The 14,821-nt window shown below is 68.4% G+C and carries 10 protein-coding genes; 4 read left to right on the top strand and 6 right to left on the bottom strand.

From position 1 onward, the window contains the following. The first annotated feature begins 29 nt into the window (after positions 1–29). Positions 30–1,130, top strand: a complete 1,101-nt coding sequence (locus tag AB0E56_RS09075) for a polyprenyl synthetase family protein (protein ID WP_359798349.1) — start codon at positions 30–32, stop codon at positions 1,128–1,130. A 12-nt stretch (positions 1,131–1,142) separates the two neighbouring features. Here the strand turns inward: AB0E56_RS09075 and AB0E56_RS09070 are convergent, their stop codons facing one another. Then, positions 1,143–1,502, bottom strand: a complete 360-nt coding sequence (locus tag AB0E56_RS09070; protein WP_359798348.1) for an Rv2175c family DNA-binding protein — start codon at positions 1,500–1,502, stop codon at positions 1,143–1,145. 129 nt (positions 1,503–1,631) lie between these two features. Here AB0E56_RS09070 and AB0E56_RS09065 point away from each other — a divergent pair, with 129 nt between their 5' ends. Further along, positions 1,632–2,822, top strand: a complete 1,191-nt coding sequence (locus tag AB0E56_RS09065) for a LysM peptidoglycan-binding domain-containing protein (protein ID WP_359798347.1) — start codon at positions 1,632–1,634, stop codon at positions 2,820–2,822. Positions 2,823–2,899: 77 nt separating this feature from the next. Beyond that, on the top strand, positions 2,900–4,855 hold the full coding sequence (pknB, locus tag AB0E56_RS09060) for a Stk1 family PASTA domain-containing Ser/Thr kinase (protein ID WP_359798346.1): 1,956 nt from the start codon (positions 2,900–2,902) through the stop codon (positions 4,853–4,855). A 55-nt stretch (positions 4,856–4,910) separates the two neighbouring features. Here pknB and AB0E56_RS09055 read toward each other — a convergent pair whose 3' ends face one another. After that, the gene (locus AB0E56_RS09055; protein ID WP_359798344.1) at positions 4,911–6,251 is read right to left on the bottom strand and encodes a class II 3-deoxy-7-phosphoheptulonate synthase; all 1,341 of its coding nucleotides are present in this window, start codon (positions 6,249–6,251) and stop codon (positions 4,911–4,913) included. A 48-nt stretch (positions 6,252–6,299) separates the two neighbouring features. Continuing rightward, a complete protein-coding gene (locus tag AB0E56_RS09050; RefSeq protein WP_359798342.1) occupies positions 6,300–6,989 on the bottom strand; it encodes a lysophospholipid acyltransferase family protein in 690 nt (229 codons plus the stop codon). A gap of 152 nt (positions 6,990–7,141) precedes the next feature. On the opposite strand from AB0E56_RS09050, the gene AB0E56_RS09045 reads away from it, so the two are divergent. After that, on the top strand, positions 7,142–8,974 hold the full coding sequence (locus tag AB0E56_RS09045; RefSeq protein ID WP_359798341.1) for a long-chain fatty acid--CoA ligase: 1,833 nt from the start codon (positions 7,142–7,144) through the stop codon (positions 8,972–8,974). 71 nt (positions 8,975–9,045) lie between these two features. Here the strand turns inward: AB0E56_RS09045 and def are convergent, their stop codons facing one another. The 3 genes from def to AB0E56_RS09030 form a co-directional block, all read right to left on the bottom strand. Beyond that, positions 9,046–9,537: a peptide deformylase gene (gene def / locus AB0E56_RS09040; RefSeq protein WP_359798340.1), complete on the bottom strand. Its 492-nt coding sequence runs from the start codon at positions 9,535–9,537 to the stop codon at positions 9,046–9,048. Further along, on the bottom strand, positions 9,537–11,303 hold the full coding sequence (locus AB0E56_RS09035) for an AAA family ATPase (protein WP_359798338.1): 1,767 nt from the start codon (positions 11,301–11,303) through the stop codon (positions 9,537–9,539). The genes def and AB0E56_RS09035 overlap by 1 nt, the downstream gene beginning before the upstream one ends. Before the next feature lie 66 nt (positions 11,304–11,369). Further along, on the bottom strand, positions 11,370–14,777 hold the full coding sequence (locus AB0E56_RS09030; RefSeq protein ID WP_359798337.1) for a pyruvate carboxylase: 3,408 nt from the start codon (positions 14,775–14,777) through the stop codon (positions 11,370–11,372). Positions 14,778–14,821 lie beyond the last annotated feature (44 nt).

Raw genomic sequence — 14,821 nt, 5'->3', positions numbered from 1 at the left:
TAGCCGTAGGCCCCTCTCATCCTTTACGTATGCTGGGAGTCGTGCCGTCTCCCTCCCCCGTCCCCGGCGCCGTCGCCGCTCGTCTCGACCTCTTCCTCGCACGCATGCGAGAGGAATCCTCGGATCACGGCCCCGACGCCGTCGCATTCCTCGACGCCGCCGCCGCGACGCTCGAGGGAGGAAAGCGCCTGCGCGCACGCTTCTGCCACGCCGGCTGGCGAGCCGTGTCGCGTTTCGGCGACCGCCGCGCGACCGAGAGCGATGTCCTCTGGGACATCTGCACGTCCCTCGAGATCTTCCAGTCGGCCGCCCTCGTGCACGACGACCTGATCGACAACTCCGACACCCGCCGTGGCCGACCGGCCGCGCACCGCGCCCTCGAGGAATCGCACCGCTCGTCCAGGTGGTCAGGCGATGCCGAAGCCTTCGGCCGCGCTTCGGCCGTTCTGCTCGGCGACCTCCTCGTCGCCTGGAGCGATGACCTGCTGGAGTCGGCACTGGACGGGGACCCCCACGCGCGAGCGGTGCGGTCCGAGTACGCGAAGATGCGGCGGGACGTGACGACCGGGCAGTTCCTGGACATCGCCGAGGAATCCGCATGGAGCGTCAACGATCCGCGCAGCCACGCCGAGCGGGCGCTGCGAGTGGCCTCGCTGAAGTCCGCCAGGTACAGCATCGAGCAGCCGCTCGTGCTCGGGGGTGCACTCGCCGGCGCCGACGCTGATCAGCTCGATGCTCTGCGCCGCTTCGGTCATCCGGTCGGGATGGCGTTCCAACTGCGCGACGACGTCCTCGGGGTGTTCGGCGACGCCGCACTCACGGGGAAGCCCACCGGCGATGATCTTCGCGAAGGCAAGCGCACCGTGCTCATCGCCCTCACCCGGCAGGAGCTGGATCCGTCTGCGAGGAATCTCATGGACGAGATGCTCGGAGATGCAGAGCTGACGTCCGCGCAGGTGTCGTTCCTGCAGGCGACGATCGCCGACTCCGGAGCTCTCGACCGCGTCGAGGCGATGATCGCGGACTATGCACGAGAGGCTGATCGCGCGCTCAGCGGCGCCCGACTCGACAACGCAGCGGTGGGCGAACTGCGCGAACTCGCCAGGGCGGCCACGGTCCGTTCCGCCTGACGACCGTTCGCGTCAGGCGAGGGTGCGCGCGAGTCGGCGGACAGCGCTCTTGTGTCCGGCGAGCAGCGAGTCGATCGGCGAGCGACCGAGGCTCTCCTCTTCCGTGAGGAGCCAATCGATCAGCTCGTCGTCGGAGAAGCCCGCGTCCTGAAGCACGATGATGGTTCCCCGCAGCGAGCTGAGCGGGTGCCCGTCGACGATGAACACCGCAGGCACCGCGAAGACGCCGCTACGACGGGATCCGACCAGGTAATGCTCATCGATCAGGCGGCGGACACGGCCGAGGGGCTCATCGAGCACCTCGACGAGGTCGGGCATCGTCAGCCACTCGACATCAGCGGCGGAGGGGGTTCCTGCAACGTTCTCAGACACGTTGCCACTATGTCACCTCCTTCCTGTCGTCGCATATCGACGCTCCTGTCACATCCTTCACCCGCGTCACTTCTGTTGACTTCTGTTTACATCCGTGTCAGCGTGAAGTGCTCGAAAAGGGGGCTCGCCTTGACTACCAAGACCGCCGCACGTCGCACGCGAAGTGTGCAGATCGGCCTGCCAGCTGCCGTGCTCGGCGCCCTCGCGGCGTCTCTCACCGCCGCGCCGGCCACCGCGTCCACCACGGCCACCGACCTCCGTCCGATCGAGCGGGACCTCGCGCCGCTGCGCGTCGTGCCCATGCAGGCCGCACCATCGAGCTATGTCGTTCAGCCCGGCGACACCATCTCGTCGATCGCAGCGCGGTTCGGGTTGCGCACTGCGGACGTACTCACCCTGAACGGCCTCTCGTGGCGCTCGGTCATCTACCCCGGCCAGTCCCTGACGCTGAAGGCGACGTCGGCTCCCGCGCCCGCTCCCGTGCAGAAGCCCCCGGCGAAGACGCACAAGGTCGTCGCGGGCGACACCGTGTTCGCGATCGCACAGAAGTACGGCACGACGGTCGACGCCGTGCTCGCGGCGAACGGGCTCACGCGCGCGTCGGTGATCTACCCCGGCCAGAACCTCGCGGTCTCGGGCTCATCGAGCGCACAGGCGGCGACCCCGGCCGCGGCCCCTGCCGCCGCACCGGCCCCCTCACCTGCTGCACCTCCCGCCGCCGCCGCCGCACACGCCGTCGTCGCCGGCGACACGCTCTTCGCCATCGCACAGAAGTACGGCACCTCGACGAAGACGCTCTTCGCACTGAACGGTCTCGGCCCTTCGTCGATCATCTACCCGGGCCAGAAGCTCATCGTCAAGGCGGCGCCGGCACCGGCGGCGGCCTCGTCATCCACCGGGCAGCGTTCGGCCACTCTCTCTGCCGAGCAGGCATCGAATGCGGCTCTCATCATTCGGGTCGGACGCGAGCTCGGCGTCTCCGATCGCGCCATCGCCATCGCCCTCGCGACCGGCATGGTGGAATCAGGGCTGCGCAACCTCGACTGGGGTGACCGCGATTCGCTGGGGATCTTCCAGCAGCGCCCCAGCACCGGATGGGGAACGCCCGCGCAGATCATGGATGCAGAGCGCAGCGCGCGCGTGTTCTACGGAGGCCAGGGAGACCCGAACGGACACCTCACTCGAGGACTCCTGGACATCCCCGGCTGGGAGAGCATGCCCTTCACCGCCGCGGCCCAGGCCGTGCAGATCTCGGCGTATCCCGACCGATACGGGCAGTGGGAGACGCAAGCATATGCCTGGCTCGCCGTCTACAGCTGACGACATTCTGAAAACCCGTCGGAGCGAGGGGTGAGCCGCTCCCCTGTCTTTCAGGCAGTTCTCCATAGAATTCTGACGTGACGACCAATCAGCAGGCCGACCCCCTCATCGGGCGGCTTGTCGACGGCCGCTACCGCGTGCGCGCACGCATCGCCCGCGGCGGCATGGCCACCGTCTACGTCGCCACCGATCTCCGCCTCGAACGACGCATCGCCCTCAAGGTGATGCACGCGCATCTCAGCGACGACTCCGCGTTCCAGAGCCGCTTCATCCAGGAGGCCCGCGCGGCAGCCCGCCTCGCCGATCCGCATGTCGTGAACGTGTTCGACCAGGGGCAGGACGGCGAACTCGCCTACCTCGTCATGGAGTACCTGCCTGGCATCACCCTGCGGGAGCTGCTGCGCGAGCAGAAGCGTCTGACCATCCCGCAGACCATCACGATCATGGACGCCATCCTCGCGGGGCTGTCGGCCGCCCACAGGGCCGGGATCGTGCACCGTGACGTCAAGCCCGAGAACGTGCTCCTCGCCGAAGACGGACGCATCAAGATCGGCGACTTCGGACTCGCACGCGCCACCACTGCGAACACCGCGACCGGGCAGCAACTGCTGGGCACCATCGCCTACCTGGCCCCCGAACTCGTTACCCGGGGCACGGCCGATGCCCGCAGCGACATATACGCGCTCGGCATCATGCTCTACGAGATGCTCGTCGGCGAGCAGCCGTACAAGGGCGAGCAGCCGATGCAGATCGCCTTCCAACACGCCACGGAGTCGGTGCCGCGCCCGAGCGTGCGCAATCCCGCCGTCCCCGAACAACTCGACGAGCTCGTGCTGTGGGCCACCGAGAAGTCACCGGACGAACGTCCCGACGACGCCCAGCAGATGCTCGATCGCCTGCGCGAGATCGAACGCGACCTGGGCATTGCCCCGGTCACTGCCAGGGCCACCGCGCCGCAGCACAGCCAGTCGGACTCCGGCGACCTCACCAAGGTCATGCCGGGCACCATGGTGATCGCCGACCCCGCTGCGCCAGCGCCTGCTGCGATCGACAACGCCACGCTTCTCCGCCGACGCGCGGCGAAGCGCCGCGCACGCGGGACGTTCCTCCTCACTCTCGTCCTGCTGCTGGCCATGCTCGCCGGCGGCGTCGGCTGGTGGTTCGGCTCCGGCCCCGGCTCCCTCGTCGCGGTGCCCGGCGTGTCCGGCTCCACCTACGACGAGGCCGCAGCCGTGCTCACGGACGCCGGCTTCGTCCCGGCGCAGAAGGAAGAATCCTCGGTCGACGTCGAAGCGGGTTCCGTGATCGAGACCGACCCGGGAGAAGGCACCAGACTCGACAAGGGGACGACCGTGACGGTCATCGTGTCGTCCGGCCCCGCCGCACATGACATCAGTGCGGTCGCCGGTGTCGCGGTCGAAGACGTGCGCACGGCACTCGACGCCGCCAACCTCGAGATCACCGACGACGAGGAGTACTTCGGCGACCTCGACGCCGGCAAGGTCATCAACGTGCGGATCACTCCGCGCGACGGCGGGGACGCGTTCGCCTGCGCCGAGGGGTGCACGGTGCACGAGCGCGACACCGCGACGATCCAGGTGTCGCTCGGGCCGGTGCCCGACGTCAGCGACCTCAGCGTCGCCCAGGCGACCGACGCCCTCATCGGCAAGGGACTCGAGGTCAATCCGGAGAACCTGTACCAGACCAGCGACAGCATCGGGAAGGATCGCGTCATCGGGATCGCCGACCGATCCGAAGCCGGAGCCTGGCGGCCGGGGGAGACCGTCCAGCTCATCGTGTCTCAGGGACCGCCGCTGTTCGACGTTCCCGATGTGTCGGGTATGACCCGCGACGAAGCGACCGGCGCTCTGAACGATGCCGGGTTCAAATGGGCGTACACCAGCAGCACCGGACTCCCCGACTCGGTGTGGGACCTCTTCGCCAACGAGAACACGAAGGTCGAGTCCTACAGCCCCACCGATGCCCAGCGCAAGGGAACCACCATCACCCTGACGATGAGCTTCTCGGGCTGACGGCAGACACGCGAAGAGGGGCCGGAACGGATGCTCCGGCCCCTCTTCGTGTGTCTCAGCGCTTCTCGAGCTCCTCGGCGACGAGGAAGGCGAGCTCGAGCGACTGCATGTGGTTCAGACGCGGGTCGCACAGGCTCTCGTACCGGGTCGCGAGCGCGGCCTCGTCGATCTGCTCGGACCCGCCGAGGCACTCGGTCACGTCGTCACCGGTGAGTTCGACGTGGATGCCGCCGGGGAACGTGCCCACAGCGCGGTGCGCCTCGAAGAACCCGCGCACCTCGTCGACGACGTCGTCGAAGCGCCGTGTCTTGTACCCGGTCGGCGTGGTGATGCCGTTGCCGTGCATCGGGTCGGTGACCCACAGCGGCTGCGCACCCGAGTCGCGGACGGCCTCGAGCAGCGGCGGCAGGGCGTCGCGGATCTTGCCTGCGCCCATGCGGGTGATGAACGTGAGCCGTCCGGGTTCGCGGTCGGGGTCGAGCTTGTCGATGAGCTCGAGCGCCGTCTCCGGAGTCGTGGTCGGCCCCAGCTTGACACCGATGGGGTTGCGGATCTTGGAGAAGTAGTCGACGTGTGCGCCGTCGAGCTCACGCGTGCGCTCCCCGATCCAGAGGAAGTGCGCCGAGGTGTTGTACGGCGTGTCCGTGCGCGAGTCGATGCGCGTCATCGGACGCTCGTAGTCCATGAGCAGGCCCTCGTGGCCCGTGAAGAACTCGACGCGCTTGAGCTCGTCGAAGTCGGCTCCCGCGGCTTCCATGAACTTGATGGCACGGTCGATCTCAGCCGCCATGCGCTCGTAGCGCTGGTTGGCCGGGTTCTGTGCGAAGCCCTTGTTCCAGGAGTGCACCTCGCGGAGGTCGGCGAACCCGCCCTGCGTGAACGCGCGGATGAGGTTCAGCGTGGACGCGGCGGTGTGGTATCCCTGGAGCAGCCGCCCGGGGTCCGCCGTGCGGGACCCTTCGGTGAAGTCGTAGCCGTTGACGATGTCGCCCCGGTAGGCCGGCAGCGTCACCTCTCCGCGGGTCTCGGTGTCGCTCGAACGCGGCTTGGCGAACTGGCCCGCCATGCGTCCCATCTTGACGATCGGCATCGAGGCGCCGTACGTCAGCACCACGGCCATCTGCAGCACCGTCTTGATGCGGTTGCGGATCTGCTCGGCGGTCGCACCGGCGAACGTCTCGGCGCAGTCGCCGCCCTGGAGGAGGAAGGCCTGCCCTGAGGCCGCGCGGGCGAGGCGGTCGCGGAGGTTGTCGACCTCACCGGCGAACACGAGCGGCGGCAGGGCCGCGATCTGGCGGGAGACGTCGGCGACGCGGTCCGCGTCTGGCCACTGCGGCTGCTGCTTGATGGGAAGCGAGCGCCATGCATCAAGGGCTTCGATGTGGTGCGGGAGCATGCGTTCCAGCCTAGTGGTCGGGAGAACCGCACAGACGCGCGCGCGAGGCTATGTGACGCGGGTGGGGAGGCGGTCTTTCACGGTGGAGGCGTAGACGTCTTCGTAGGTCTGCTCGCCGAGGCGCTGCAGGGCGACCATGATCTCGTCGGTGACCGAACGCAGGATGTAGCGGTCGTTCTCCATCCCCGCGTACCGGGAGAAGTCGAGGGGCTCCCCGATCACGATGCCGACGCGGACGATGCGGGGCAGCCGCTGACCGATCGGCATCGCCGTGTCGGTGTCGACCATGATCACGGGGATGACCGGGACCTTCGCCTCGAGGGCCATCCGGGCGATGCCGGTGCGGCCCCGATAGAGCTTGCCGTCGGGGCTCCGGGTGCCCTCGGGGTAGATGCCGAGCAGGTCGCCGCCGCCGAGCACCTGAAGCCCCGTGTTGAGAGAGGCCTCGGACGCCTTGCCACCGGAGCGATCGATCGGGATCTGCCCCGTGGCCTTCATGAAGAACTTCGTCGCCCAGCCCTTCACGCCTCGGCCGGTGAAGTAGTCGCTCTTCGCCAGGAACGACATGGAGCGGTCGATCACCAGCGGGAGGAAGATGGAGTCGGCGAACGACAGGTGATTGCTCGCGAGGATCGCTGCGCCGCTCGCGGGCACGTTCTTGCGCCCCACGATCCACGGGCGGAAGACCGCCTTGACCACGGGCCCGATCACCACGTACTTCATCAGCCAGTAGAACATCGAGGTGAAGTCTAGCGCCGCCGCCGTCGCGTGCCCCGGCTCATCCGTCACCGCTCGCACGCCAGCGACCCAGTCTCACCCCGGGCGCGACCCGGTTCCATGCCCTAGACTCGAAATCGCACCCCCGCCCGACCGGTACCGAAGGAGCTGCCGTGGTCCAGTTTGAAGTCCCCGCGATCGTCCCCGCCGATCCCGACGCGAACGTCGCCGACCTTCTCGTCAAGCGTGTGGAAGCCACACCGGATCGCGCGCTGTTCTCTGTGCCCGAAGGAGACGGCTGGCGCGACATCTCCGCCGCCGACTTCCAGACGGCCGTGGTCGCGCTCGCGAAGGGCTTCGCCGCCGCAGGCATCCAGCCGGGTGAGAAGGTGGGCTTCCTCGCCCGCACGACCTACGAGTGGACGCTCGTCGACTTCGCCCTCTTCTACGCCGGCGCGGTGATGGTGCCGATCTACGAGACCAGCTCCCCGTCGCAGATCCAGTGGATCCTCGAGGATTCCGGGGCGATCGCCCTGATCGTGGAATCTCCCGAGCACTTCGCCAGGGTCGACGAGGTCCGCGGAGACCTCCCCCTCATCCGCGAGGTGTGGCAACTGCACCTCGGCGCGATCGACACCCTCACCGCTCAGGGTGCATCCGTGTCCGACGACGAGATCCAGCGCCGTCGTTCCCTCGCCGTCGGATCCGACATCGCGACCCTCATCTACACGTCGGGCTCGACCGGCCGCCCGAAGGGCTGCGTGCTGACGCACAGCAACTTCGTCGAACTCTCCCGTAACTCCGCGAAGGCTCTCGACGAGGTCGTCCAGACGCCCGGAGCCTCCACGCTCCTCTTCATCACGACGGCGCACGTGTTCGCCCGTTTCATCTCCATCCTCGACATCCACGCCGGCGTGCGGACCGGGCACCAGCCGGACACCCGTCAGCTCCTGCCGGCCCTCGGATCGTTCAAGCCGACCTTCCTGCTCGCGGTCCCCCGCGTGTTCGAGAAGGTCTACAACTCGGCGGAGCAGAAGGCCGAAGCCGGCGGCAAGGGCAAGATCTTCCGCGCCGCCGCCGACGTCGCCATCGAGCACTCCAAGCTCCTCGAGCAGGGCAAGAAGATCCCGGTCGGGATGAAGCTGAAGTTCGCGCTCTTCAACAAGCTCGTCTACAGCAAGCTCCGGGCGGCGATGGGCGGCAACGTGGTGTACGCGGTCTCGGGCTCCGCTCCCCTGGGCTCACGCCTCGGTCACTTCTTCCACAGCCTCGGCGTGGTCATCCTGGAGGGCTACGGCCTCACCGAGACGACCGCGCCCGCGACCGTGAACCTGGCGGACAAGTCGAAGATCGGCACGGTCGGCCCCGCGCTCCCGGGCGTCGGCGTCCGTCTCGCCGATGACGGGGAGATCGAGGTCCGCGGGATCAACGTCTTCAAGGAGTACTGGAACAACCCCGAAGCCACCGCCGAGGCCTTCAGCGAGGGTGGATGGTTCCACACCGGCGACATCGGCAGCTTCGACTCCGAGGGTTTCCTCACGATCACCGGACGCAAGAAGGAGATCATCGTCACCGCCGGCGGCAAGAACGTCGCCCCGGCCGCGCTCGAAGACCCGATCCGCGCCAACCCGATCATCGGGCAGGTCGTCGTGGTGGGAGACCAGCGACCGTTCATCTCGGCCCTCGTCACGCTCGACCCGGAGATGCTGCCGACCTGGCTCGCGAACAACGGCCTCGACGCCGAGATGTCCCTCGTCGACGCCTCGAAGAATGCCGCGGTCCGCGCCGAGGTGCAGCGAGCGGTGGACACCGCGAATGCGCACGTGTCCCGCGCGGAGTCGATCCGCAAGTTCACGATCCTCGACTCCGAGTGGACCGAGGCGTCGGGGCACCTGACCCCGAAGCTGTCGATCAAGCGCAACATCATCATGAACGACTTCGCCGACGAGATCGCCGCGATCTACGACGAGCCCGTCGCCACGACCAACGTCGCCATCGGCGGCTGACCGCTCCGAGCATGAGGAAGGGCCCCGCGCAAGCGGGGCCCTTCCTCATGTTTCCTTCGTGCTTCCAGCATTCAGAACCAGGAGCTCTCCCGCACCTCGCGCATGGCGACCTTGCGGGTCTCCGGATCGAGCCTGGTCAGGAACAGCTTGCCGTCGAGGTGGTCGGTCTCGTGCTGCAGAGCCTGAGCGAGCAGGCCTTCGCCTTCGAGCACCACGTCGTTGCCGTCGAGGTCGATGCCCTCGACGCGAGCCCAGGGGTGACGTTGCGCATCATGCCAGAGACCGGGGACGGACAGGCATCCCTCACCCGTCGGCTCCGGCTCCCCGCGCACCTCGGTCAGCACGGGGTTGAGCACGTAGCCGATGTCGCCGTCGATGTTGTAGCTGAACGCACGCAGCGCGACACCGATCTGCGGCGCTGCCACCCCGGCTCGACCCGGCAGCTCGACGGTGTCGAGGAGGTCTGCCACCAGCGCGCGCACTCCCTCGTCGATCTCGTCGATCGGCGCGCACACCGTGCGCAGGACCGGGTCGCCGAAGATGCGGATCTCACGTACCGCCATCAGGCGGCCTTGGCCCGCAGGCCCTCGACCAGCAGCGCTGCGAGCTCACGCGCCGCGATCCGGGTCTCGGGCAGCAGGTTCGCGAACACGATCGTCCCACCGCCCGCGATCTGCGGGTCGTAGGGAACACGGACGACGCTGCGCGCACGGGTGGCGAAATGCGCCTGCAACTCGTTCAGACGCACGAGCGGCGCCCCCGGAGTCGACTGATTCAGCACGACGATGGCCTCACGTGCCTGCTCCGCGTACCCGTTGGTCTCGAGCCACGTGAGCGTCTCGGATGCCAGCCGCGCCTCGTCGACGCTGAGGCCGGAGACGATCACGATCTGGTCTGCGAGGTCGAGGGTGGCCGACATCACGGAGTGCACGATCCCGGTGCCGGTGTCGGTCAGGACGAGCGAGTAGTAGTGCGCGGCGACGTCGGCGACGTCACGGTAGTCGCTGTCGCTGAAGGCTTCGGCGATGCGGGGATCCGCATCGGAGGCGAGCACGTCGAGGCGGGTCGCATCCCGCGCGACGATCGCTGAGATGTCGTGATATCCCTTGACATCGTCGTGGATGCGCACGAGGTCGCGCACCGACTTGTTGTGGTGCGGACGGACGATGCGCTCCGCGAGCGTGCCCCGATCGGGATTGGCGTCGACGGCGATCACTCGATCCTCACGCGCGTCAGCGAGCGCCATGCCGAGCAGAGCGGTGATGGTCGTCTTGCCGACGCCGCCCTTACGGGACAGCACCGGCACGAAACGCGCCCCACCGGCGAGCGGGGCCGCGATCCTCGCCGAGAGCGCCTTGCGCTCGCGCGCGCGCCGACCGTCTCCGATGTTGATCCGTCGACCGGACACCGCGTACAGGAAGTGGCTCCACGCACCCTCCGGCTCGGGCTTGGCGAGCCGATTCGGGTCGAGCAGGCGATCGGCCGTCAGCAGATCGGCCGATTCCCTCGAGGACTCCCCGAGATCATCCAGGCGCTTGGATGTGAGCGTCACCTCCGTGCGCGCCGCAGCGCGCGCAGAGGGGGACACGGCGGACTTCGTCTTGTCGGGAGTGGACATGTGCCTGCTCTCCTTCTCGAGGGGTGCGCGCGTGTGCGCGGGCGCGGCGGGCTCCGACTCGATGTCGGCGTTCGCCCTGGCGAGGAAGCGTGCAGCAGCCTCCGCTTCTTCAGAGTTCTCGGTGTCGTCGACGACAGCGCCCGGATCCGGGTCCTCCACCACCTCGGCATCGACGACCTTCTCCGACGACTGTCGCGCGGGCGGCGTCTCGACGGATGCAGGCTCCTCGATCACTGTCGCGTGGACGATCGTCTCGTCCGTCACGGGTTCAGCCGTCGCGGATTCGTCGCTCACGGATCGGACACTCGCGGATTCGTCTGCGACGGATTCCTCGTGCTCGGCATCGTCGACGACCGGCGCCTCGGGCTTCGTCCGTGCCGAGGACGATGTCGTCTCCGGCTCCTCGGCCGCGGGGGCCTCTCCCGTGACCGACTTCTGCCGGATCGGCGCGGCCGATGAGAGGATCGTCGCCGACGGCGCGGACGTCTTCGTGGATTCGACCACGCGCGGGGGGTCGATGACGAGATCACCGACGACCTCGCCCTCGACGACGCCGTCGTCGGCGAGATCATCGTCGTCGTCCATCGGCAGCGTCACGCTGACCTGGGCGGTCCCGCCGAGGATGCCGATTCCTGCCGTGTCGAGGGACGCGGCTTCGTCGAGCACCCCCAGCGGGTTGTCGTCGGGGTCGATGGTGTTCTTCGGTGTCACGATGTCGCTCCAAGCCTGTGCGAGCCTCGGGTGCGCACATCGTGCGCAGGCCTCGCCCGCACAAGGTTAGTGCGCGGGACGGATCACGACCAAAAGATCTCCGGCATCCACCTGCTGGGTCTCGGCGATCGCGTGACGCTCGACGACACCGTCGACAGGAGCCGTGATGGCGGCCTCCATCTTCATCGCCTCGATGGACGCCACGGGTTCGCCGGCACGGACAGCCGCTCCCACCTCGGCCTTGAGCGTGACCACACCGGAGAACGGCGCCGCCACCTGGCCGGGGACCGATGTGTCCGCCTTCTCGACCTCGTGGGCGTCGACGACGATCGACCTGTCCCGCACGAAGACGGGGCGCAGCTGCCCGTTGAGCGTCGTCATCACGGTGCGCATGCCCTTGTCGTCGGCATCGCCGATCGCCTCGAGCCCGACGTACAGCTGAACGCCGCGATCGATCTCGATCAGGTGCTCCTGGCCGGCGACCAGACCGTAGAGGTAGTCGTTGGTGTCGAGCACGGAGAGGTCGCCGAACAGCTCGCGCCGCTCCGCGAACTCGGCGCTCGGGCCGGGGAACAGGAGCGTGTTGAGCCGTGTCCGCCGTTCGGCGCTGGTGCCGGCGAGTGCCGCTTCGTCCTCGGCGGTGATCTCGGTGAGACCCACCCGGACCGAGCGCCCTGCGAGCACCTTGCTGCGGAACGGCTCCGGCCATCCTCCGGGAAGATCGCCCAACTCGCCCGCCATGAACCCGACGACCGAGTCCGGAACGTCGTACTTCTCCGGGTTCGCCTCGAAGTCCGCCGGGTCTGCCCGCACCGCCGCGAGGTGGAGGGCGAGGTCGCCGACGACCTTCGACGACGGCGTGACCTTCGGCACACGGCCGAGGATCCGGTCGGCTGCCGCGTACATGTCTTCGATGAGCTCGAAGTCGTCCGCGAGTCCGAGGGCCTTCGCCTGCTGCCGCAGGTTCGACAGCTGACCGCCGGGGATCTCGTGGTGGTACACGCGCCCTGTGGGCCCCGGGAGCCCGGACTCGAAGGGGGCGTACTGCCGTCGCACCGCCTCCCAGTAGGGCTCGAGATCGGAGACGGCGTCGAGCGCGATGCCACTGTCCCGATCCGTGTGCGCGAGTGCCGCGACGAGGGACGACAGAGACGGCTGACTCGTGGTGCCCGAGAGCGGTGCGGAAGCGGCATCCACCGCGTCGACGCCGACCGCACTCGCCGCGAGTAGCGTCGCCAGCTGTCCTCCCGGGGTGTCGTGCGTGTGCAGGTGCACCGGGAGGTCGAACCGCTCACGCAGGGCGGCGACCAGCGTCGCGGCGGCGGCGGGGCGGAGCAGACCCGCCATGTCCTTGATCGCGATGATGTGCGCGCCGGCCTCGACGATCTGATCCGCGAGGTTCAGGTAGTAGTCCAGCGTGTAGAGGTCTTCCGCAGGATCGAGCAGATCCCCGGTGTAGCAGAGCGCGACCTCCGCGACCGCTGTCCCGGTGTCGCGGACGGCCTGGATCGCCGGGCGCATCTGCTCCACGTCGTTCAGCGCGTCGAAGATCCGGAAGATGTCGACGCCGCTGGCGGCCGCCTCGGCGACGAAAGCCTCGGTGACCGCGGTCGGGTACGGGGTGTAGCCGACCGTGTTGCGCCCGCGCAGCAGCATCTGGATCGCCACGTTCGGCAGTGCGGCCCGCAGCTTGTCGAGGCGCTCCCACGGGTCCTCCCCGAGGAAGCGCAGCGCGACGTCGTAGGTCGCTCCACCCCAGGCCTCGACCGAGAGGAGCCCGGGCGTCAGCCGCGCGAGGTACGGGGCAGCGGCGACGAGATCCTTCGTGCGCACCCGGGTCGCCAGGAGCGACTGGTGGGCGTCACGGAACGTCGTTTCCGTGATGGCGAGGGCCGTCTGCTCACGCAGGCTGCGAGCGAAGCCCTCGGGTCCCAGTTCGAGGAGTCGCTGCCGTGAGCCGGGCAGCGGCTCGACGCCGAGATCGACCGACGGGAGCTTCGAGGCGGGATCCACCACGCCGGGGTGTGCCCCGTGCGGCTTGTTGACGGTGACGTCGACGAGCCAGTTCAGGAACTTCGTCCCTCGGTCCTTCGACACCCGGCCGCGCAGAAGCTCGGGACGCTCATCGATGAAGGAGGTGCTCACGTCCCCGGCGATGAACGCGTCATCCTCGAGGAGAGCCTGCAGGAACGGGATGTTGGTCGAGACCCCACGGATGCGGAACTCTGCCAGCGCCCTGCGTGCGCGTGCGACGGCAGCGGGGAAATCGCGACCACGGCAGGTCAGCTTCGCGAGCATGGAGTCGAAATGCGGACTGATCTGCGCGCCCTGATGCACCGTCCCGCCGTCGAGGCGGATACCCGCACCTCCGGGTGAACGGTAGGTCGTGATCTTGCCGGTGTCCGGACGGAAGCCCTGCGTCGGGTCCTCCGTCGTGATGCGGCACTGCAGTGCGGCCCCGCGCAGGTGCAGGTCCTCCTGCTGCAGACCCAGATCGGCGAGCGTCTGGCCCGCCGCGATGCGCATCTGGCTCTGCACCAGATCGACGTCGGTGACCTCTTCGGTGACCGTGTGCTCGACCTGGATGCGCGGGTTCATCTCGATGAAGACGACTTCACCGGTGCGCTCCCCCGCCGTCTCGAGCAGGAACTCGACCGTGCCGGCGTTCTCGTACCCGATCGATCGGGCGAAGGCCACCGCGTAGCCGTGCAGCGCGGTGCGGACGCTGTCATCGAGATTCGGCGCCGGGGCGATCTCGACCACCTTCTGGTGACGCCGCTGCACCGAGCAGTCGCGCTCGAACAGGTGCACGGTCTCGCCCGTCTTGTCGGCGAGGATCTGCACCTCGATGTGCCGCGGACGCACGACCGCCTGCTCGAGGAACATGCGCGGATCACCGAAGGCGCTCTCCGCCTCCCTCATGGCCTCGGCCAACGCGGGGGCGAGCTCGCCGAAGGTCTCGACGCGCCGCATACCGCGACCGCCACCACCGGCCACGGCCTTGGCGAACAGCGGGAAGCCGATCTCCTTCGCCTGTGCGACCAGCGCATCGACATCGCTCGACGCCTCGGTGGAGCGGAGCACGGGGACCCCCGCCTCGACGGCGTGCCGCTTCGCCTCGACCTTGTTCCCCGCCATCTCGAGGACGTTCGAGGGCGGGCCGATGAAGACGATCCCGTTGGCCGCCGCCTTCTCCGCCAGCTCGGGATTCTCCGAGAGGAATCCGTACCCGGGGTAGATCGCGTCGGCGCCCGCCTCGAGCGCGACGCGGATGATCTCGTCGACGTTCAGGTAGGCGCGGACGGGATGACCGCGCTCGCCGATCTCGTAGGCCTCGTCGGCCTTGAGCCTATGCACCGATCCGCGGTCTTCGTGCGGGAACACGGCGACGGTCCGCGCCCCCACTTCGACTGCTGCACGGAATGCGCGGATCGCGATCTCGCCGCGGTTCGCCACAAGGATCTTCTGGAACATGCACACCTCTGAGAGCTCGATGCGCAGCGTTTTCGATGCGCATG

This window comes from Microbacterium sp. NPDC028030, assembly GCF_040637855.1.
Classification (GTDB): domain Bacteria; phylum Actinomycetota; class Actinomycetes; order Actinomycetales; family Microbacteriaceae; genus Microbacterium.
This window is presented reverse-complemented; position numbering and strand designations above follow the sequence as displayed.

Coding starts and splice junctions, on each gene's coding strand:
- AB0E56_RS09050 (WP_359798342.1), bottom strand. CDS start 6,989: ATGTTCTACTGGCTGATGAAGTACGTGGTGATCGGGCCCGTGGTCAAG.
- AB0E56_RS09055 (WP_359798344.1), bottom strand. CDS start 6,251: ATGCTCCCGCACCACATCGAAGCCCTTGATGCATGGCGCTCGCTTCCC.
- def (WP_359798340.1), bottom strand. CDS start 9,537: ATGGCGGTACGTGAGATCCGCATCTTCGGCGACCCGGTCCTGCGCACG.
- AB0E56_RS09030 (WP_359798337.1), bottom strand. CDS start 14,777: ATGTTCCAGAAGATCCTTGTGGCGAACCGCGGCGAGATCGCGATCCGC.
- AB0E56_RS09075 (WP_359798349.1), top strand. CDS start 30: ATGCTGGGAGTCGTGCCGTCTCCCTCCCCCGTCCCCGGCGCCGTCGCC.